Source organism: Kitasatospora sp. NPDC001664 (assembly GCF_053596675.1).
In genome coordinates, this window is sequence record NZ_JBSFGS010000009.1 from 98,162 (window position 1) to 118,096 (window position 19,935).

Below are 19,935 nucleotides of genomic sequence, written 5' to 3' on the forward strand. Positions count from 1 at the left end.
GAGGCGTACTCCGGGACTGTCCCTAGCTCAGGAGCGCGCAGCAGTGGCCGTCAACCTCGCCACCATCGAGTCCGTCAGCAAGGTCTACGGCACCCGGGCCCTGCTCGACGGGGTCAGCCTCGGCGTCAGCGAGGGCGACCGGATCGGCGTCGTCGGCCGCAACGGTGACGGCAAGACCACCCTGATCCGGATGCTGGCCAAGTTGGAGGAGCCGGACAGCGGGCGGATCACCCACTCCGGCGGCCTGCAGATGGCGGTGCTCACCCAGCACGACTCGCTGGACCCGAAGGCCACCATCCGGCACGAGGTGATCGCCGACCGGGCCGACCACGAGTGGCTCGGCGACGCCCGCATCCGCGACATCATCCAGGGCCTGTTCGGCGGCCTCGACCTGCCCGGTTTCGCCGACGGCCTGGACACCGTGATCGGCCCGCTCTCCGGTGGCGAGCGCCGCCGGATCGCGCTGGCCCAGCTGCTGCTCGGCGAGCACGACCTGATCGTCCTCGACGAGCCCACCAACCACCTGGACGTCGAGGGCATCGCCTGGCTCGCCCAGCACCTGCAGAACCGCCGCTCCGCGCTGGTCTGCGTGACCCACGACCGCTGGTTCCTGGACCAGGTCTGCACCCGGATGTGGGACGTCCAGCGCGGCGAGGTCCGCGAGTACGAGGGCGGCTACTCCGACTACGTCTTCGCCCGCGCCGAGCGCTCCCGGATCGAGGCCACCGAGGAGCAGAAGCGGCAGAACCTGGCCCGCAAGGAGCTGGCCTGGCTGCGCCGCGGCGCCCCCGCCCGCACCTCCAAGCCGCGCTACCGGATCGAGGCGGCCAACGCCCTGATCGCCGACGTGCCGGAGCCCCGCGACAAGAGCGAGCTGATGAAGTTCGCCAACGCGCGCCTGGGCCGTACGGTCTTCGAGCTGGAGGACGTGACGGTCAAGGCCGGCCCCAAGCTGCTGCTGGAGAACCTCACCTGGAACCTCGGCCCCGGCGACCGGATCGGCCTGCTCGGCGTCAACGGCGCCGGCAAGACCTCGCTGCTGCGCGCCATGCAGGCCGCGTACGCCACCGAGGGCGACGTGCAGCCCGCGTCGGGCGTCATCAAGGTCGGCAAGACCGTCCGGCTGGCGTACCTCTCCCAGGAGATCGCCGAGCTGGACCCGGCCACCCGGGTGCTCCAGGCCGTCGAGCAGGTCCGCGGCCGGGTCGACCTGGGCAAGGGCCGGGAGATGAGCGCCGGTCAGCTCTGCGAGCAGTTCGGCTTCGGCAAGGACAAGCAGTGGACCCCGGTCGGGGACCTGTCCGGTGGTGAGCGCCGCCGCCTGCAGCTGCTCCGGCTGCTGATGGACGAGCCCAACGTGCTCTTCCTCGACGAGCCCACCAACGACCTCGACATCGAGACCCTCAACCAGCTGGAGGACCTCCTCGACGGCTGGCCCGGCTCGATGATCGTCATCTCCCACGACCGCTTCTTCATCGAGCGCACCACCGACACGGTGCACGCCCTGCTCGGCGACCAGCGGCTGCGGATGCTCCCCAACGGCGTCGACGAGTACCTGGAGCGGCGGACCCGGATGGCCGAGCAGGCCGCCGCCGCCTCGGCCGTCCAGGCCCCGGTGACCGCGGCCAAGCCCGCGGGGGACACCCGGGCGGCCAAGAAGGAGATGCAGAAGCTGGAGCGCCAGATCGCCAAGCTGGACCAGCAGGAGTCCAAGCTGCACACCCAACTGGCCGAGCACGCGGCCGACTTCTCCAAGGTCGCCGAGCTGGACGCGCAGCTGCGCAAGGTCCGCGAGGACAAGGAGGAGCTGGAGATGGCCTGGCTCGAACTGGCCGAAGACGTCTGACACAACCGGCGGCGCGGGGAACGTCCGTGGTTGCCCCGGGGGCGCGAGGAACTGCGCGCGGGGGAACGGCAGCACGTGCAACTGGCTGATGGTGGTTCAGTTGCCGGTGGGCCGCCTTCCGGTTCGCGCAGTTCCTCGCGCCCCTGGCCTCACCACGTCCGTTCCTCGCGCCTAGGCCAGTAGCGCGTCGAGTTCGTTCGCGGCGCGGGCCAGGGCGCTGAGCGCCGGGTCGTGCGGTTCGGTGGGCCGGACGGCCTGGCCGCCCGGGGGGCGGTGGCCGCGGGCGGCGGCGGTGAGGCGGTCGAGGGCCTCGAAGACGCGGGCGGCCTCCGCGGGGTCGGGGGCCCGGCCCCCGTAGCGGATCTGGGCGCCGTACGCGGCGACGGCGCCGGAGAGCCGTTCCAGGGCGGCGGTGGCGGGCAGCCACCGGGAGGCCAGGCGTCCGTTCGGGGGTGGTTCGGTGAGCCCGTGCTGCACCTCCTGCCGGGCGTCCGCGAGCGCGCGGTACGCGGTGCGCCGCAGCCAGACCTCGGCCACCGGCGGCCCGTCGTCCACCACCGAGGCCAGGTAGGCCCGGACGGCGGTGGCGGCCGCGACCAGCCGGGGTTCGATCCGGTGCTGTGGCCGTTCCGGCCAGAGCAGGTAGCCGAAGACCAGCACGATGGCACTGGCCAGCGCGGTGTCGAGGACCCGGGGCCAGAGCTCCTCGGTGCCCGGCTCGCCGCCGAGCTGCACCAGGATCAGCGCCATCGGCGTCATCACCGCCGCGTTCAGCCCGTAGTGGACGCCCAGCGAGTACGGCAGCAGCGCGACGCAGAGCGCGGCGATCGCCGCCAGCCCCCACTCGGACGAGGTCAGCGAGAGCAGCCCGGCGGTCACCGCGACGCCCAGCACGGTGCCGACCGAGCGGCTGACGGCCCGTTGGAAGACCGAGCCCAGGTCCGGCTTGAGCACGAAGGCCACCGTCATCGGCACCCAGTAGCCCCGGCTGAGCGGCACCCCGGCGGTGAGCAGCGAGGCCACCGCGATGCAGAGCGCCACCCGCAGCCCGTAGCGGACCGAGGCGGGCGAGAGCAGTCCGGCCCGCAGCCGCCACGGGTCCGGGGGAGGGGCGGGCGCGGTGCCCAGGGCCACCGGCCGTCCGGCCACCGCCTCGGTGAGGTCGCGCAGCGCGGCGTCCAGCGCGCGCAGCGCCGGGGTGTCGGGCTCCCAGGCGGGGTACGGGGGCGGCGGACCGGCGCCGAGCACGGCGGCGGCCAGCCGTCCGGGCAGCTCCGCCACCTCGGCGGGCACCGGCCGCCAGGCCCAGAGCAGGCCGCTGGCGGTCTCGGTGACGGCCAGGGTCGCCTCGTACAGGGTGCGCAGCCGCCGCACCCGCTCCGGTTCCTGACGGCCCGTCCGGGCGGGTGGCAGGAGGTCCTGGAGCTGGTTGAGCCGGGCGGTGAGGACCTGGCGGGAGCCGGCGCCGCGCGGGGTGCCGAGGTCGGCGAGGGTGGTGCCGAGGGCGGCGAAGGCGGCGGCCAGGGCGCGGCGGCGCGGGTCCGCGGCGGGGCGGGAGGAGCGGTGCAGCGCGCCGAGCAGCACCACGTACGCGGCGCCCAGCAGCATGGTCGGGGCGGCGGCCCACCACGGGGCGGCGAGCGGCATCCCGGCGCCGAGGGTGGCCGAGACCAGCAGCAGCATGCCGGCGCCGGAGCCGCGCGGGCCGGTCGCGCTCAGGGCACCGGAGGCGAAGGCGAGCACGGTCAGCACCACGGCGGCGAGGGCGGTGGGGGCCCCGAAGTGCTGCAGCGCGGCGCCGGTCAGCATCCCCAGCGCGGAAGCCCCCACCGCACCGGCGATCCTCGGCACCCGCAGCCCGGCGGGCTCGTCCCGGTCGTTCATGGTCGCGTGCATCGCCCCGAGCCCGGCGTACACCCCGAGGTCCAGCCGCCCGGTCAGCAACCCGAGCGCCAACGGGGTCCCCATCCCCGCCGCCCCGCGCACCATCAGCCCCCACGGCACCGGCGGCCGCCCCGTCCTGGCCGCATGCGCCCACCACGAAGCCGACCCTTGCTCACCCACGACGCCAGCCTATGGGTTACCCCGGGGGCGCGAGGAACTGCGCGAGTCCGGAAGGCGGCTCACCTGCAACTGAAGCGCCGTCAGCCAGTTGCAGGTGCTGCCGTTCCCCTGCGCGCCCCGCGGCGGAGCCGCAGATCAGCAGAGCCTCGCGCCCCTGCGGGGCGCTGCCGTGTTTCACCCGATTGCCCGCTGTTCTGCGTACCCGTACGGCCGCCAGGGTGGGGGCATGACGCCCACTCAGGCCCCCGCGCTGCGCCGGGTCGCCGCCGCCGCGCTGGTCGGCACCACGATCGAGTTCTACGACTTCTTCATCTACGGCACCGCCGCGGCCCTGGTCTTCGGCCAGATCTTCTTCCCCGGCCTCGGCACCACCGGCTCCCTGCTCGCCGCCTTCTCCGTCTACGCCGTGGCCTTCCTGGCCCGCCCGGTCGGGGCGGTGCTGTTCGGCCACTACGGCGACCGCCTCGGCCGGAAGGCGACGCTGGTCGGCTCACTGCTGCTGATGGGCGTCTCGACCGCGCTGGTCGGGCTGCTGCCCGGGTACGGGGCGTGGGGGATGTGGGCCCCGGTGCTGCTGGTGGTGCTGAGGTTCTGTCAGGGGATCGGTCTGGGCGGGGAGTGGGGCGGGGCCGCGCTGCTGCTGGCCGAGCACGCGCCGAGCGGGCGCCGCGGCCGGTACGGCGGCTACCTGCAACTCGGGCCCTGCGCCGGGTTCTTCCTGGCCAACTCGGTCTTCCTGCTGCTCTCCGAGGGTCTGAGCCGCGGGGCCTTCCTCTCCTGGGGCTGGCGGGTGCCGTTCCTGGCCTCCGCCGTGCTGGTGGCGTTCGGGCTGGTGGTCCGGCTGAAGGTGGCGGAGTCGCCGCTCTTCGCCGAGCAGCCGGAGCGCCCGCGGGTGCCGGTGCTGGAGCTGCTGCGCGGGCACGGGCGGGAGGTGCTGCTCGGCGGGCTGTCGATCATGGTGGGCTACACCGTCTTCTACCTGACCACGACCTACGCGCTGGCCCACGCCACGGTGGACCTCGGGATGCCCGGCGGGCTCGTCCTGGCGGCGCTGCTGGCCGGTTCGGCGGCGATGGCCGGCACGGTGTGGCTGAGCGCGGGCTGGGGCGACCGGTTCGGCCGGCGGCTCACCCTGCTGGCCGCGACGGCGGTCACCTCGGGCTGGTCGCTGCTGCTCTTCCCGCTGCTGGAGACCCGGCGTCCGGTGGCCGCGGGGGCGGCGCTGATCGGGGCGATGGCGGCGCTGGGCCTGCTCTTCGGGCCGATCGCCTCGTACCTGCCGGAGCTGTTCCCGACCCGGCTGCGGTACACGGGGGTGGCGCTGAGCTACAACCTCGGCGGGGTGGTCGGCGGAGCGACCGCGCCGCTGGTCGCGACCCGGTTGGCGGCGGAGTACGGGACCGCCGCACCGGTGGGTTGGTACGCCGCCGGGGTGGGCGTGGTCTCGCTGCTCGCACTCCGGGCGCTGCCCGAGACCAGGGGGCGTGACCTCGCCGCCGTACGCCCCGTGAGCCTCGCGGCGGAGGCCGGCTGAGCGGATTTCACATGCGGGGCGATCACCGTGTAATGTCTTCCTCGTTCGACCGGCCCGGTCAGAAGGAAACGAAGACCGGCAAGCCCCTATAGCTCAGTCGGTAGAGCGTCTCCATGGTAAGGAGAAGGTCTGCGGTTCGATTCCGCATGGGGGCTCGGACAGAAGGCTCCCGCCGTCACGGCGGGGGCCTTCTTTCGTTTCCGGGAGCGTCACGGCTGCGCGCACTCTGGCGGGCCGGGGCCGGATGCGCTGTGATGGTGCGTCAACGGCCGCCCGCCGGTCGCGGAGTGGGGTGCGCCGGACGTGGACTGGGAGGGCGCCGTGGGCGTTCGGCTCGTGGTGGTCGACGACCACCGGCTGCTCGCCGAGGCACTGGCCTCGGCCCTGCAGCTGCGCGGGCACCGGGTGCTGGCGATCGGCTCGCCGGCCCGGTCGGTGTGCGAGCTGGTGACGGCGCGCCGTCCGGAGGTCTGCCTGGTCGGCGTGGCCGGCCCGGGGGGCCCGGACGCCTTCGAGCCGGTGCGGCGGTTGCGGCGGGACCGGCCGGAGATCGCGGTGGTGGTGCTCGGCCCGGTGGGCGAACCCGGGCGGGTGGCGGCGGCGTTCGCGGCGGGGGCGGCGGGGTACGTCCGCAGCGACGAGCGGATCGAGGTGGTCGAGCGGGCCATCGCCCGGGTGCGGGCGGGGGAGGCGGCGGTCGCGGTCGAGGTGCTCCAGGGGGCGTTCGAGCGGCTGCTGCGACCGGTGGCGGAGCCGGACGACGACGCGGTGCGGCTGCTGCGGGCGCTGACCCGCCGTGAGGTCCAGGTGCTGCTGCGGATCGCCGAGGGCCAGGACACCGGCGCCATCGCGGAGGGCATGGGCATCGCCCCCAGTACGGCCCGGACCCACGTCCAGCGGGTCCTGATGAAGCTCGGGGCCCGCACCCGCCTGGAGGCCACCGCCACCGCCGCCCGCACGGGACTGCTCGACCGGATCACGCCGGGCCCCGGAGCGCGTGCAACGGGCTGACGTGCCCTCAGCGGCGGCGGCCGCCTCCCGGTCCGCGCAGTTCCCCGCGCCCCGGGATCACCATCACCGGCGACGCGGGCGTGCGCCCTTGGCTGTTGACTCTTGTTGGGTTCTGTTCGACCATGTTGCCGTGCAGAAGACCACCACCAAGCTTGCCGACGGCCGTGAGCTGATCTACTTCGACGCGGACGGCAGCACCGCCGACCGGAACTACAGCGACCTGCGTCCGCTGGAGCCCACCACCGCGCTGTCCGAGATCCGCCGCGACCCGGTCACCGGCGACCACGTGACGGTCGCCGCTCACCGCCAGGGCCGCACCTACCACCCGCCGGCCGACGAGTGCCCGCTCTGCCCGTCCAGGGACGGCCGGCTGAGCGAGGTGCCGGCGCCGGACTACCAGGTCGCGGTCTTCGAGAACCGCTTCCCGTCGTTGGCCCCGGGGGCCGCCGAGCACGTGGCCACCGACCGGACCGCCTTCCACGAGACCGCCCCCGGGGCGGGCCGCTGCGAGGTGGTCTGCTTCACCCCGCAGCACGACGCCTCCTTCGCGAGCCTCACCGAGGACAGGGCCCGGCTGGTGCTGGACGCCTGGACCGACCGCACGGCGGAGCTCTCCGCACTGCCAGGGATCGAGCAGGTGTACTGCTTCGAGAACCGGGGCGTGGAGATCGGCGTGACGCTGGCCCACCCGCACGGGCAGGTGTACGCCTTCCCGTTCGTCACCCCGCGCTCCGCCAAGGCGGCGGCCGCCGCCACCGCGCACCGCGCCGCCACCGGCCGCAACCTCTTCGAGGACCTGATCGCCGATCAGCTCGCCCACCCCGAAAGGGTGGTGCTGGCGGGCGAGCACTGGACGGCCTTCGTCCCGTTCGCCGCCCGCTGGCCGTACGAGGTGCACCTCTACCCGAACCGCCGCACACCGGACCTGACCGGCCTGGACGAGGCCGCGCGGGCCGAGTTCCCCGGGATCTACCTGGAACTGCTGCGCCGCTTCGACCGTCTCTTCGACACGGACGCGCCTACCCCGTACATCTCCGCCTGGCACCAGGCGCCGGCCGGTCACCGTGACGAGCTGGCACTGCACCTGGAGCTCTTCACGATCCGTCGTACGGTAGGCAAGCTCAAGTTCCTGGCCGGGACCGAATCCGGCATGGACGCTTTCATGAACGACGTGTCGCCGGAACAGGCGGCACACCGCCTGCGGGAGGTCGCAACACATGGGTAAGTACCTGGTCACCGGTGGCGCCGGATACGTCGGCAGCGTGGTCGGCGCGCACCTGCTGGAGGCCGGCCACCAGGTGACGGTGCTCGACGACCTCTCGACCGGCTTCCTGGAGGGCGTCCCGGCGGGCGCCGAGTTCGTCCGCGGCCGGATCCAGGACGCCGCCGAGGTGCTGGACTCCTCCTACGACGGCGTGCTGCACTTCGCCGCCTCCTCGCAGGTCGGAGAGTCGGTCGCGGACCCGGAGAAGTACTGGCGCAACAACGTGGCCGGGTCGCTGGAGCTGGTCAGCGCGATGCGCAAGGCCGGGGTCCGCAAGCTGGTCTTCTCCTCCACCGCCGCCACCTACGGCGAGCCGACCGAGACCCCGATCAAGGAGACCGCCGCCACCGCGCCGACCAACGCGTACGGCGCCACCAAGCTGGCGGTGGACCACCTGATCACCAGTGAGGCGATCGCCCACGGCCTCGCCGCGGTCTCGCTGCGCTACTTCAACGTCGCCGGCGCGTACGGTGCCTACGGCGAGCGGCACGACCCCGAGTCGCACCTGATCCCGCTGGTCTTCCAGGCCGCGCTGGGCCAGCGCCCGCACATCGCGGTCTTCGGCGAGGACTACCCGACCCCGGACGGCACCTGCATCCGCGACTACATCCACGTCGCGGACCTGGCCGAGGCCCACCTGCTGGCGATCGCGGCCGCCAAGCCCGGCGAGCACCTGATCTGCAACCTCGGCAACGGCAGCGGCTTCTCGGTCCGCGAGGTCATCGAGTCTGTCAAGCGCGTCACCGGCCGGGAGATCCCGGTCGTGGTCGCCGACCGCCGCCCCGGCGACCCGGCCGTCCTGGTCGCCTCCGCCACCCGCGCGCACGAGGCGCTCGGCTGGACCCCCCGCCGCCCGGAGCTGGACGACATCGTCCGCGACGCCTGGCAGTTCACCCTGGAGAAGAAGCAGGCATGACCGATTTCCAGTCCGTCCACGGAGCCGCCCCGACCGGTGTCTGGGCGGCCCCCGGCCGCGTCAACCTGATCGGCGAACACACCGACTACAACGACGGTTTCGTGCTCCCGATCGCCCTGCCGCACGCCGCCCGTGCGGCCGTGCGGCTGCGCACCGACGGCCTGCTCCGCCTCTGGAGCGAGCAGGGCGACGGCCAGGTGACCGAGCTGGAGGTCGAGGGGCTCGCCCCCGGCTCCGTGGAGGGCTGGGCCAAGTACCCGGCCGGCGTGGTCTGGGCGCTGCGCGAGGCCGGGCACCCGGTCGGCGGCGCCGACCTGTGGTTCGACAGCGACGTGCCCGGCGGGGCGGGGCTCTCCTCCTCCGCCGCCCTGGAGTGCGTGGTCGCCACCGCCTACCGGGACCTGTACGACCTGCCGCTGAGCAACGCCGACCTGGCGCAGCTGGCGCAGTTCGCCGAGAACGCCTTCGTCGGCGTCCCGTGCGGCGTGATGGACCAGATGGCCTCGATGTGCTGCTCCGAGGGCAACGCCCTGGTGCTGGACACCCGGGACCTGACGCAGCGCCAGGTCCCGCTGGACCTGGCCGCCCACGGGCTGCGGCTGCTGGTGATCGACACCCGGGTCAAGCACGACCTGGCCGACGGCGCCTACGCCGAACTGCGGGCCGGCTGCGAGAAGGCGGCCGCACTGCTCGGCCTGCCGGCCCTGCGCGACCTGGCACCGGAGGGCCTGGCCGGCGCACTGGAGCGGCTGCCCGAAGAGCTGGCCCCGCTGGTCGCCCACGTGGTGACCGAGGACGCCCGGGTGGAGCAGGCGGTCGCGCTGCTGGACGCGGGCGAGTTCGCCGCGCTCGGCCCGGTGCTGACGGCGGGTCACGCCTCGCTGCGCGACGACTACCGGGTCTCCTGCCCGGAGACCGACCTGGCCGTCTCGGCCGCGGTCGAGGCGGGCGCCCTCGGCGCCCGGATGACCGGCGGCGGCTTCGGCGGCTCGGTCATCGCCCTGGTCCGCGAGGGACTCCTGACGGAGGTCGAGGCCGCCGTACGGGCCGCCTTCGCGGCGGCCGGGTACGCCGAACCCCGCACCTTCACCGCCGTCCCCTCCGCCGGAGCCCGCCGCCTCTCCTGACCGGAGCCGCGCCCCGGGGCCGGAGGCCCCAGGGGCGCGGGGAACTGCGCGCGGGGGAACGGCAGCACCTGCAACTGGCTGACGGCGGTTCAGTTGCAGGTGAGCCGCCTCCCGCCCCGCGCAGTTCCTCGCGCCCCCGGCATCACCACGTGCGTCCGCCGCGCCACCGCGCTCCGCGTGCGTCCGAAGCGCCACCACCCCCGTGCCCCACGGAACTTCACGAAACCCCCACCGACCCGCCCCCCACTTCCGTACGCTGAGTCCGGTACCGGTGGGGGTCGGCACCTGAGCAGGGGGGTACGACGATGGGGCGGGTTCGCGTCCTGGTGGTCGACGACCACCGCATCTTCGCCGAGGCACTGGCGGCCACCCTGGCCGCCGAGCCCGATGTCGAAGTGGGTGTGGCCGGGAGCGCGGCCGGGGCCGAGCGCGCCCTGGAGCGGGCGGCCACCGAGGGGCGTCCGTTCGACGTCATCCTGGTCGACGCCGACCTCGGCGCCGCCGCGCGGCGGCCGCGCCAGCCGGTGGAGCCGGAGGCCCCACCGGGCCGCGCCCCGGCACCGCGGCGGCCACCCGGACCGCTGCCCCTCGCCACCGTGCCCCGCCCCGCCTCCGGCCCCGCGCCGGACGGGCTGCTGCTGCTGGCCCGGGCCGCCCGGAGTCATTCGGAGCTGCGGGCCGTGGTGCTGGCCACCGAGGACGACCCGCGCCGTGCGGTCCGCGCCCTCCAGGCCGGAGCCGGCGGCTGGGTCGCGAAGGACAGTTCGCTGCCGCGTCTGATGGCCGTGATTCGCGGCGTCCTGCGCGGCGAGACGCACCTCCCGCCGACCCTGCTCACCGGCGTGGTACGGGAGTTGACCGCCGCCCGGCGGGACCGGACGGAGAGCGAGCGGCTGGTGGAGACACTGACCCCGCGCGAGGAGGAGGTGCTCCGCTGCATGGTGGCCGGTCTCGGCCGGCAGGCCGTCGCGGAGCGGCTGTACCTCTCCCCGCACACCGTCCGCACCCACATGCAGAACGTGCTCGGCAAGCTGGGGGTGCACTCCACCCTCGCCGCCGTGGCCGTGGCCCGGCGGGCGGGCGTCAGCCCGTCCGAACCGTCCGGGCCTCCCCAGCGCACCACCCCATCCACCCCAACCGTCGCCTCGACCGCAGGCCCCGGCGCCGGCTGACCGGCCCCCCATGCCCCAGGTACCGACTCCGTCAGGTCAGGGAATCCGGAGGACACCCATGTCGCCGTACAGCAATGCCGCACGCCTGAACCCGTTCGACCCTTCATCAGGGGACGGCGGCCAGGGTCTGCGCACCATCGTGGTCGGAGCCGGCGCGGCCGGCTCCGCACTGGTGCGCGACCTGGGCCGGACGCCCGAGTTCGGACTGGTCCCGGTCGGCCTGCTCGACGACGACCCGCTGAAGGCGGGCGAACTGGTCGGCGGCGTCCCGGTGTTGGGGACGCTCACCGAGCTCACCGAGCTGGCCGTGGAGAGCAGGGCGCAGGTCGTGGTGCTGGCCATCCCCGGGCTGGCCCACCAGAAGGTCCGCGCGCTGGCCACCGCCGCCGCGGCGGCCGGAGCGGCCGTCCGCTACCTGCCCTCCTTCCTGGCGGCGCTGCGCCGCGAGGTGGTCGGCTCCGACCTGCGCTCGCTGGACGTGAACCGGCTGATCGGCCGTCACGAGGTGCACGTGGTCTCCTCCGACGTCCGCGCCGTGATCGAGGGCAAGCGGGTGCTGGTCACCGGCGCCGGCGGCTCGATCGGCAGCGAACTCTGCCGCCAGGTCCACGCGTTCGGCCCGTCCGAGCTCTACATGCTGGACCACGACGAGTCCAACCTGCACCGGCTCCAGCTGGAGATCTGGGGCGAGGCGCTGCTCACCGACGACTCGCTGGTGATCGCCGACATCCGGGACCGGCCGCGGATCCAGCAGATCTTCCGCGACCTGCGCCCCGAGGTGGTCTTCCACGCGGCCGCGCACAAGCACCTGCCGCTGTTGGAGCGTCACCCCAGCGAGGCGGTGAAGTCCAACGTGCTCGGCACCGACAACCTGGTGGAGGCCGCGCTGGCCACCGGCGTGGAGCGCTTCGTGCTGATCTCCACCGACAAGGCCGCCGACCCGACCTCGGTGCTGGGAGCCTCCAAGCGGCTGGCCGAGCTGATCGTCCAGGCCAACGCCCGGGACGCCCGCAACCTCGGCACCGGCGTCTTCTCCGCCGTCCGCTTCGGGAACGTGCTGGGCTCGCGCGGCTCGCTGCTCTCGGTGCTGGCCGAGCAGCTGCGCAGCGGCGGCCCGGTGACCATCACCCACCCGGACGTGACCCGCTTCTTCATGACCATCGAGGAGGCCGTCGGCCTGGTCCTGGAGGCCGGCCGGATGGCGCACGGCGGCGAGGTCTTCGTGCTCGACATGGGCGAGCCGGTCCGGATCGTCGACCTGGTGCACAACTTCGCCCGTCAGGTGCAGCTGGAGGCGGAGGAGGTGGAGATCCGCTACACCGGCCTGCGGGCCGGCGAGAAGCTCAACGAGGCGCTGTTCTCCGAGGGCGAGGAGCGGCTGCCCACCGCGCACTCCCGGATCTACGCCACGGTGGCCGACGACCTGGCCGGCCCGGAGGACCTGGCGGGCTCCCTGACGGCCCTGTACGCGGCCGCCGCGGGCAACTCCGACGCGGAGGTCCGCCGCCTGCTGGGCACCATCCTGCCGGGCTACACCACCCCGGAGCCCAAGCCCGTCCCGGCGCTCAGCACGCCCTACCCGGACGGCTTCTGACGGTACGGAGCGGTCGGCCCGTCGGCAGCCTCCGCCGACGGGCCGTCAGGCCTGGTCGAAGGGGGCGATCAGCAGCCGCAGCAGGGTGGCCAGCTCGGACTGCTGGGGCCCGGTCAGCTCGGCCAGCAGCGCCCGCTCGTGGGCCAGCAGCCCGGCCAGCGCCTGGTCCGCCCGGTCCTGCCCGTCCTCGGTGAGCCGCACCAGCACGCCGCGCCGGTCGTCCGGGTCGGGCAGCCGGACCACCAGGCCCTTGCCGGTCAGCCGGTCGATCCGGTTGGTCATGGTGCCGGAGGTCACCAGGGTCTGGGTGAGCAGCTGCCCGGGGGAGAGCTGGTACGGCGAACCGGCCCGGCGCAGCGCGGTGAGGACGTCGAACTCCCAGGGCTCCAGGCCGTGCTCGGCGAAGGCCGTGCGGCGGGCCCGGTCCAGGTGCCGGGCGAGCCGGCTGACCCGGCTGAGCACCTCGAGCGGTTCCACGTCGAGGTCGGGGCGCTCACGGCGCCATGCAGCGACCAGCCGGTCGACCTCGTCCTCCATGTGGATCAGTGTATCCACGGGTGTGTCGATATAAAGCCTCTTGACGTCAAGACGTCGGACACCCCGAAGTCAGGCGGCGGTCACAGCTGCCGGTCGCCGACCAGCTTGGGGTGCCGCTCCAGACCCTCCAGCCCGTGCCAGGCCAGGTTCACCAGGTGCGCCGCCACCTCGGCCTTGCCGGGCTTGCGCACCTCCAGCCACCACTGACCGGTGAGGGCCACCATGCCGACCAGCATCTGCGAGTACATCGGGGCGAGGCGGGCGTCGAAGCCCCGCGACTTGAACTCCAGGCCGAGGATGTCCTCGACCTGGGTGGCGATGTCGCTGATCAGCGAGGCGAAGGAGCCGGTGGACTGGGCCACCGGGGAGTCCCGGACCAGGATCTTGAAGCCGTCGGTCGAGGTGTCGATGTAGTCCATCAGCGCGAACGCCGCCTGCTCCAGCAGCTCCCGGGAGTGCCCTCCGGTCAGCGCGCCGGTGACCATGTCCAGCAGCAGCTGCATCTCGCGGTCGACCACCACCGCGTAGAGCCCCTCCTTGCCGCCGAAGTGCTCGTACACCACCGGCTTGGAGACCCCGGCCCGCTCGGCGATCTCCTCCACCGAGGTGCCGTCGTAGCCGCGCTCGGCGAAGACCGTGCGGCCGATGTCCAGCAGCTGCTCGCGGCGCTGCTTGCCGGTCATCCGGACCCGGCCGCCCTTGCCGCCCCGGGCAGGGGCGGTGCGGGCCGGAGCGGTGCGGGCCTGGGTGGTGCGGGCGGCGGGAGCGGCGGCCCGGGCGCGCGCGGCGGGCGCGCCCGGGGCGGCCTCCGCTCGGTCGGTCCGGTCGGCTGCGCTGTCTCCGTTGCTCCCGTTCACCCTTACATCATGCTGTAGACGTCGGGTCATGCGGTGCGGCGGGCGGCGATCCGGGCCTCGTCGGGCCAGCGGACGTCCCGGGCCCAGCCGAGCTGCTCGAACCAGCGGATCAGCCGGGCGGAGGAGTCCACCTGGCCGCGGAGCACCCCGTGCCGGGCCGAGGTCGGGTCGGCGTGGTGCAGGTTGTGCCAGGACTCGCCGCAGGAGAGCACGGCCAGCCACCAGACGTTCCCGGAGCGGTCCCGGGACTTGAACGGCCGCTCGCCGACCGCGTGGCAGATCGAGTTGATCGACCAGGTGACGTGGTGCAGCAGGGCCACCCGGACCAGCGAGCCCCAGAAGAAGGCGGTCAGCGCGCCCTGCCAGCTCATCGAGACCAGGCCGCCGATCACCGGCGGGATCAGCATCGAGACCAGCGTCCAGAGCCAGAACAGCCGGGAGATCGCCCTTATCACCGGGTCGTTCACCAGGTCGGGGGCGTACTTCAGCTGCGGGGTCTGCTCCTCGTCGAAGAGCCAGCCCATGTGGGCCCACCAGAGGCCCTTCATCAGCGCGGGCACCGACTCGCCGTAGCGCCAGGGCGAGTGCGGGTCCCCCTCCTTGTCGCTGAACCGGTGGTGCTTGCGGTGGTCGGCCACCCAGCGCACCAGCGGGCCCTCGATGGCCAGGCTGCCGGCGATCGCCATCGCGATCACCAGCGGGCGCTTGGCCTTGAAGGAGCCGTGGGTGAAGTAGCGGTGGAAGCCGACCGTGATGCCGTGGCAGGCCACGAAGTACATCACCGTCATGATCGCCAGGTCGGTCCAGCCGAGGCCCCAGCCCCAGGCCACCGGCACGGCGGCCAGCAGGGCCAGGAACGGCACGCCGATGAAGAGGCCCAGCGTGATCCGCTCGGCGAGGCCCTGCTGCTCACCGCCCCGGGTGGCGGACAGCTGGGTGGCGGCGACCGCTGCCGCTTCCGGGGGCGCTTCGCTGGCCTGGATCGTCATGAGGGTCCTCGAGGGAAGGGGCTACCTACGTAGCCGTAACCTACGGCATCGTAGGTACTGCCGCCCCGGATGGGAAGACGTGTCGGGGGCGGCCCGGGGGCGGCGAAGGTGGTGGATGTGCGGCGCCGCAGCCCGTAGGCTGTGGACCGCGCGCCGGGACACCGGCGCGGTGCCCGCCCTTCCCGGATCGTCTAAGGGCAGGACAGCTGGTTTTGGTCCAGCTTATGGGGGTTCGAATCCTCCTCCGGGAGCCGTTCAGTCAGCCTTCGGTCGGTGCTCCGGCCGGAGGCTGACGGGTTTTCAGCCAGGATGTCCGGATAGTCTCTGAGCAGCCCGGGCGCGGCCGTGCGGAGTGCCGACCCGAGGGCGCCATCCCCTCCCCCCTCCCGACCCGAGGAGCCTCCCGCGTGAGTGCCAACACCCCTGCAGCCGTGATCGTGCTCGCCGCCGGCGGCGGGACGCGGATGAAGTCCAGGAAGCTGCCCAAGGTGCTGCACCCGGTCTGCGGCCGCACCCTGGTCGGCCACGCGGTGGCCGCCGCCCAGGAGTTGACGCCCCGGCAGCTGGTCGTGGTGGTCGGCCACCAGCGCGAGCTGGTCGAGGCCCACCTGGCCGAGGTGTACCCGGGGGTCTCCACCGCCGTGCAGCTGGAGCAGAAGGGCACCGGCCACGCCGTGCGCACCGCGCTGGCCGAGCTGGCCTCCCGCGGCGAGCGCCCCGAGGGCACCGTGGTGATCACCACCGGCGACGCCCCGCTGCTCACCGGCGCCACCCTGGCCGCCCTGGTCGCCGCCCACGCCGGGCAGGGCAACGCGGCCACCGTGCTGACCGCCGAGGTCCCCGACTCCACCGGCTACGGCCGGATCCTGCGGGACGCCTCCGACGCGGTGGCGGCCATCGTCGAGGAGAAGGACGCCACCGAGGCCCAGCGGGCCGTCCGCGAGATCAACTCCGGGGTGTTCGCCTTCGACGCCGAGCTGCTCGGCGAGGCGCTGGCCAAGGTCACCACCGACAACTCCCAGGGCGAGGAGTACCTCACCGACACCCTGGAGATCCTCCGCACGGCCGGCCACCGGGTCGGCGCCGTGGTCGCCGCCGACCACCGCGACGTGCTCGGCATCAACGACCGGGTCCAGCTGGCCGAGGCCCGCCGGATCCTGAACGCCCGTCTGGTCGAGCGCGCGATGCGCGAAGGGGTCACCGTGGTCGACCCGGCCACCACCTGGTTCGACGTCCAGGTGACGTACGAGCCCGACGCCGTGGTGCTGCCCGGCACCCAGCTGCACGGTGCCACCCACCTGGGCGAGGGCTGCGAGGTCGGCCCGAACTCCACCCTGACCGACACCACCGTCGGCGCCGGCGCCACCGTGAGCAACACCACGTCCATCGGCGCCGAGATCGGCGAGCTGGCCCAGGTCGGCCCGTACGCCTACCTGCGCCCCGGCGCCAAGCTGGCCCGCAAGGCCAAGGCCGGCACCTACGTGGAGATCAAGAACTCCGAGCTGGGCGAGGGCGCCAAGGTGCCGCACCTCTCCTACATCGGGGACGCCACCATCGGTGCCCACAGCAACATCGGTGCGGCCTCCGTCACGGTCAACTACGACGGCGTGAACAAGCACCGCACCACCATCGGGGCCCACTGCCGCACGGGATCCGACAACATGTTCATCGCCCCGGTGACGGTCGGTGACGGCGCCTACACCGCCGCCGGCTCGGTCATCACCAACGACGTGCCCCCCGGCGCACTCGGCGTCTCCCGCGCCCAGCAGCGCAACATCGCGGGCTGGGTGGCCCGCAAGCGCCCCGGAACCGACTCGGCCCGGGCGGCCGCCGAGGCCGCCGGGGAGCAGCAGTCCTGAGCGACCCGATCGGCCCACCGGGGATCTTGAGGGGCGGTCCCGGGGCGGACGCCGGCCGGGCCAGCGCGTAACCTTGAGTACATGCGTGCGCCACTGGGCTCCCTGGCCCGTGTTCTGGGCGTACCCCCATCCATTCGCCGACCACCTCGCCCGGGCGCCTGCCCGGGCGAGGTGCGGCGGACCATGCGGCAGCAACGCGAGGAGACGGTTCAGTGAGCGGGATCACGACGTCGGGTGAGAAGAAGCTCAAGCTCTTCTCCGGCCGTGCCCACACCCAGCTGGCGGAGGAGGTGGCCCGGGAGCTCGGCACCGAGCTGGTCCCCACCAAGGCCCTCGACTTCGCCAACGGTGAGATCTACGTCCGCTTCCTGGATTCCGCCCGGGGGGCGGACTGCTTCGTGATGCAGAGCCACACGGCTCCCATCAACCAGTGGATCATGGAGCAGCTGATCATGATCGACGCGCTGAAGCGGGCCTCGGCCCGCTCCATCACGGCGATCCTCCCGTTCTACGGCTACGCCCGGCAGGACAAGAAGCACCTCGGCCGCGAGCCCATCTCGGCCCGCCTGATCGCCGACCTGCTGCGCACCGCCGGCGCCGACCGCCTGATGGCGGTGGACCTGCACACCGCGCAGATCCAGGGCTTCTTCGACGGCCCGGTGGACCACCTGTTCGCCCTGCCGATGCTGGCCGACTACGTCGGCGACCGGGTCGCCGACCGCTCCAAGCTGACCATCGTCTCCCCGGACGCCGGCCGCGTGAAGGTCGCCGACCAGTGGTGCGACCGCCTCGGCGCCCCGCTGGCCGTCATCCACAAGCGCCGCGACCTGACCCAGGCCAACACCATCCTGTCGGCCCAGGTCGTCGGTGACGTCAAGGACCGGGTCTGCGTCCTGGTCGACGACATGATCGACACCGCCGGCACCATCTGCGCCGCCGCCGACGCGCTCTTCGACAACGGCGCCGCCGACGTCATCGTGGCCGCCACCCACGGCGTGCTCTCCGGCCCGGCCGCGGACCGCCTGAAGAACTCCCGGGTGAGCGAGTTCGTCTTCACCAACACCCTGCCCACCCCGCAGGAGCTCCAGATGGACAAGGTGACCACCCTCTCCATCGCCCCCTCGATCGCCGCCGCGATCAAGGAGGTCTTCGAGGACGGTTCGGTCACCAGCCTGTTCGAGGGCGTCCACTGATCCCGGAGAAACGTCCCTGCTGACGGACGGTCAGCGACGATCGGCCCTCCACCGTTCACGGTGGGGGGCCGATTTCACGGTTGACGAGCTTCCAAGTTAGACTCGTGAGACTGCTCGGCGAGGGATGCTGTGCGCCCAAAACGGTGCCGTGTCCGTGATCGACGCGCTGACCTCACGGTCCGTCGTCTCCGCCGCCGAGCGAACCCCCAGCGTATTTGTGGGTGTGGCTTCGGCGGTTTTCGCTTGTCTGCACCCGGACCTTCACGAGGAGCAGACGTGTCCGAGATCCGCCTTGCCGCCGAGTCCCGCACCGAGTTCGGCAAGGGTGCCGCCCGTCGCGCCCGCCGTGCCGGCTTCGTCCCCGGTGTCGTCTACGGCCACGGCCACGCCCCGGTTCACCTGAACCTGCCCGGCCACGACCTGATGATGGCCCTCAAGACCCCGAACGCCCTGCTGGTCGTCCCGATCGAGGGCAAGGACGAGTACGTCCTGCCGAAGGCCGTCCAGCGCGAGGCCATCAAGCGCTCCATCGAGCACGTCGACCTGCTGCTGGTGAAGCGCGGCGAGACCGTCACCGTCGAGGTCCCGGTCCACACCGAGGGCGAGCTGGCCGCCGGTGGCAACCTGCTCGAGCACGTCCTGAACGCCCTGCCGATCGAGGCCGAGGCCACCCACCTGCCCGAGGCCGTCACCGTCTCGGTCGAGGGCCTGGAGGCCGGTGCCTCCGTCACCGCCGGCGACATCGAGCTGCCCAAGGGCGCCAAGCTCGCCGTCGAGGCCGACACCGTCGTGCTGCAGGTCATCGGCGCCCAGGCCGCCGAGCCGGCCGCCGAGGAGACCGCCGAGGTCACCGAGGCCTGAGCCTCGCCCCGCACCTGACCGCTGCCCCGGTCGCTCCGTTCGGAGTGACCGGGGCAGCGGTGCGTCCGGGATGATGGCCGAAGCGAATCAGGAGGAGCGGTACACATGGACGACTACGACGGTCCCTGGCTGGTCGTGGGCCTCGGCAACCCGGGGGAGCAGTACGCCCGGAACCGGCACAACATCGGCTTCATGGTGGCCGACCTGCTGGCCGGGCGGATGGGGGCCAGGTTCAAGGCGCACAAGAGCCGCGCGCAGACCGCCGAGGGGCGGATCGGCGGCAAGCGGGTGGTGCTGGCCAAGCCGATGACCTTCATGAACCTCTCGGGCGGGCCGGTCACCGCGCTGCGGGACTTCTACAAGGTGCCCACCGGGGCGGTCGTGGCGGTCCACGACGAGCTGGACATCGACTACGCCACCCTGCGGCTCAAGCTCGGCGGCGGCGACAACGGGCACAACGGCCTGAAGTCCATCACCAAGTCGCTCGGCCCGGACTACCACCGGATCCGCTGCGGCATCGGCCGCCCGCCGGGCCGGATGGAGGTGGCGGACTTCGTGCTCAAGGACTTCTCGTCCACCGAGCGCAAGGAGCTGGACTGGTTCGTGGACCGCTCCGCCGACGCGGTGGAGGCGCTGCTGACGGAGGGTCTGGAGCGCGCCCAGTCCACCTACAACTCCTGACGGACCGTCAAGAAGTCGTCCTGGTTTGCGCAACGGTCGTACAACGCTTGCTTGATCGTTCCGAAAACGGTGTGGGAACGACCCGTCCGATCCGATAGCGTCGACCCGTGCACGGGGTTGAGGGGTCGGTACAGGGGGTAAGGAACGTGGTTCGCTCGAAGCGGGTCCGGGTCGCTCGCGTGGTCGGCGGGACGGCACTGCTGGTCACGGCGCTGGGTGCGCCGGCGGCGCGGGCGGCGGAGCCGACGGGGGGCCCGGTGGCGACGCCCGAGCCCGCGGCGGCCCAGTTCCCCGGGCCGAACGACGTCGACCTGGAGGGCGGCTCCGGGCTGTACGCGGTCGGCGGCGGCCTGGTGGTCGCGGCCGGCGGCGCGGCGATGTGGCTGCGCCGGCGCCGGGCCGGACAGCCGACCGTCCACTGACTCCGCGG

General features: G+C 73.2%; 17 protein-coding genes and 2 tRNA genes. 15 read left to right on the forward strand and 4 right to left on the reverse strand.

Annotated features, from left to right (window positions below; genetic code table 11):
* The first annotated feature begins 43 nt into the window (after window positions 1-43).
* On the forward strand, window positions 44-1,846 hold the full coding sequence (locus ACWCYY_RS14940; RefSeq protein ID WP_449796241.1) for an ABC-F family ATP-binding cassette domain-containing protein: 1,803 nt from the start codon (window positions 44-46) through the stop codon (window positions 1,844-1,846).
* A gap of 171 nt (window positions 1,847-2,017) precedes the next feature.
* Here ACWCYY_RS14940 and ACWCYY_RS14945 read toward each other — a convergent pair whose 3' ends face one another.
* Window positions 2,018-3,814 (reverse strand): FUSC family protein, encoded by a 1,797-nt coding sequence (locus tag ACWCYY_RS14945; protein ID WP_449796242.1) that lies wholly within the window; start codon window positions 3,812-3,814, stop codon window positions 2,018-2,020.
* Between the two features lie 322 nt (window positions 3,815-4,136).
* Here ACWCYY_RS14945 and ACWCYY_RS14950 point away from each other — a divergent pair, with 322 nt between their 5' ends.
* The 8 genes from ACWCYY_RS14950 (at window position 4,137) to ACWCYY_RS14985 (ending at window position 12,528) form a co-directional block, all read left to right on the forward strand.
* Window positions 4,137-5,444 carry an MFS transporter gene (locus ACWCYY_RS14950; RefSeq protein ID WP_449796243.1) on the forward strand — a complete coding sequence of 436 codons (1,308 nt, stop codon included), beginning with the start codon at window positions 4,137-4,139 and terminating at the stop codon, window positions 5,442-5,444.
* Window positions 5,445-5,526: 82 nt separating this feature from the next.
* A tRNA-Thr gene (locus tag ACWCYY_RS14955) sits at window positions 5,527-5,599 on the forward strand.
* 166 nt (window positions 5,600-5,765) lie between these two features.
* Window positions 5,766-6,455, forward strand: coding sequence for a response regulator transcription factor (locus ACWCYY_RS14960; RefSeq protein ID WP_345288249.1), 690 nt, complete (start codon window positions 5,766-5,768; stop codon window positions 6,453-6,455).
* A 130-nt stretch (window positions 6,456-6,585) separates the two neighbouring features.
* Window positions 6,586-7,680, forward strand: coding sequence for a galactose-1-phosphate uridylyltransferase (gene galT, locus ACWCYY_RS14965; RefSeq protein WP_449796244.1), 1,095 nt, complete (start codon window positions 6,586-6,588; stop codon window positions 7,678-7,680).
* The gene (gene galE / locus ACWCYY_RS14970) at window positions 7,673-8,635 is read left to right on the forward strand and encodes a UDP-glucose 4-epimerase GalE (RefSeq protein ID WP_345288245.1); all 963 of its coding nucleotides are present in this window, start codon (window positions 7,673-7,675) and stop codon (window positions 8,633-8,635) included. The genes galT and galE overlap by 8 nt, the downstream gene beginning before the upstream one ends.
* Window positions 8,632-9,762, forward strand: coding sequence for a galactokinase (gene galK, locus ACWCYY_RS14975; RefSeq protein WP_449796245.1), 1,131 nt, complete (start codon window positions 8,632-8,634; stop codon window positions 9,760-9,762). Before galE ends, galK begins: the two co-directional genes overlap by 4 nt.
* Before the next feature lie 305 nt (window positions 9,763-10,067).
* Window positions 10,068-10,934, forward strand: coding sequence for a LuxR C-terminal-related transcriptional regulator (locus ACWCYY_RS14980; RefSeq protein ID WP_449796246.1), 867 nt, complete (start codon window positions 10,068-10,070; stop codon window positions 10,932-10,934).
* A gap of 58 nt (window positions 10,935-10,992) precedes the next feature.
* Window positions 10,993-12,528: a polysaccharide biosynthesis protein gene (locus ACWCYY_RS14985; RefSeq protein ID WP_449796247.1), complete on the forward strand. Its 1,536-nt coding sequence runs from the start codon at window positions 10,993-10,995 to the stop codon at window positions 12,526-12,528.
* A gap of 45 nt (window positions 12,529-12,573) precedes the next feature.
* Here ACWCYY_RS14985 and ACWCYY_RS14990 read toward each other — a convergent pair whose 3' ends face one another.
* The 3 genes from ACWCYY_RS14990 to ACWCYY_RS15000 form a co-directional block, all read right to left on the reverse strand.
* Window positions 12,574-13,065, reverse strand: coding sequence for a MarR family winged helix-turn-helix transcriptional regulator (locus ACWCYY_RS14990; RefSeq protein WP_345281156.1), 492 nt, complete (start codon window positions 13,063-13,065; stop codon window positions 12,574-12,576).
* Between the two features lie 80 nt (window positions 13,066-13,145).
* The gene (locus ACWCYY_RS14995) at window positions 13,146-13,748 is read right to left on the reverse strand and encodes a TetR/AcrR family transcriptional regulator (protein WP_345281154.1); all 603 of its coding nucleotides are present in this window, start codon (window positions 13,746-13,748) and stop codon (window positions 13,146-13,148) included.
* Window positions 13,749-13,948: 200 nt separating this feature from the next.
* Window positions 13,949-14,911 (reverse strand): acyl-CoA desaturase, encoded by a 963-nt coding sequence (locus ACWCYY_RS15000; protein ID WP_345281148.1) that lies wholly within the window; start codon window positions 14,909-14,911, stop codon window positions 13,949-13,951.
* 180 nt (window positions 14,912-15,091) lie between these two features.
* On the opposite strand from ACWCYY_RS15000, the gene ACWCYY_RS15005 reads away from it, so the two are divergent.
* From ACWCYY_RS15005 to ACWCYY_RS15030, 6 genes are all read left to right on the forward strand, one after another.
* Window positions 15,092-15,162, forward strand: a tRNA-Gln gene (locus ACWCYY_RS15005).
* A 156-nt stretch (window positions 15,163-15,318) separates the two neighbouring features.
* Window positions 15,319-16,770 (forward strand): bifunctional UDP-N-acetylglucosamine diphosphorylase/glucosamine-1-phosphate N-acetyltransferase GlmU, encoded by a 1,452-nt coding sequence (glmU, locus tag ACWCYY_RS15010; protein WP_449796248.1) that lies wholly within the window; start codon window positions 15,319-15,321, stop codon window positions 16,768-16,770.
* Between the two features lie 212 nt (window positions 16,771-16,982).
* Complete coding sequence (locus tag ACWCYY_RS15015) at window positions 16,983-17,963, forward strand: ribose-phosphate diphosphokinase (RefSeq protein WP_345281145.1); 981 nt, start codon at window positions 16,983-16,985, stop codon at window positions 17,961-17,963.
* A 276-nt stretch (window positions 17,964-18,239) separates the two neighbouring features.
* Window positions 18,240-18,824 (forward strand): 50S ribosomal protein L25/general stress protein Ctc, encoded by a 585-nt coding sequence (locus ACWCYY_RS15020; protein WP_345281143.1) that lies wholly within the window; start codon window positions 18,240-18,242, stop codon window positions 18,822-18,824.
* Between the two features lie 105 nt (window positions 18,825-18,929).
* A complete protein-coding gene (gene pth, locus ACWCYY_RS15025; protein WP_449796249.1) occupies window positions 18,930-19,505 on the forward strand; it encodes an aminoacyl-tRNA hydrolase in 576 nt (191 codons plus the stop codon).
* A gap of 146 nt (window positions 19,506-19,651) precedes the next feature.
* A complete protein-coding gene (locus ACWCYY_RS15030) occupies window positions 19,652-19,927 on the forward strand; it encodes a hypothetical protein (RefSeq protein WP_345281139.1) in 276 nt (91 codons plus the stop codon).
* Window positions 19,928-19,935: the final 8 nt, after the last annotated feature.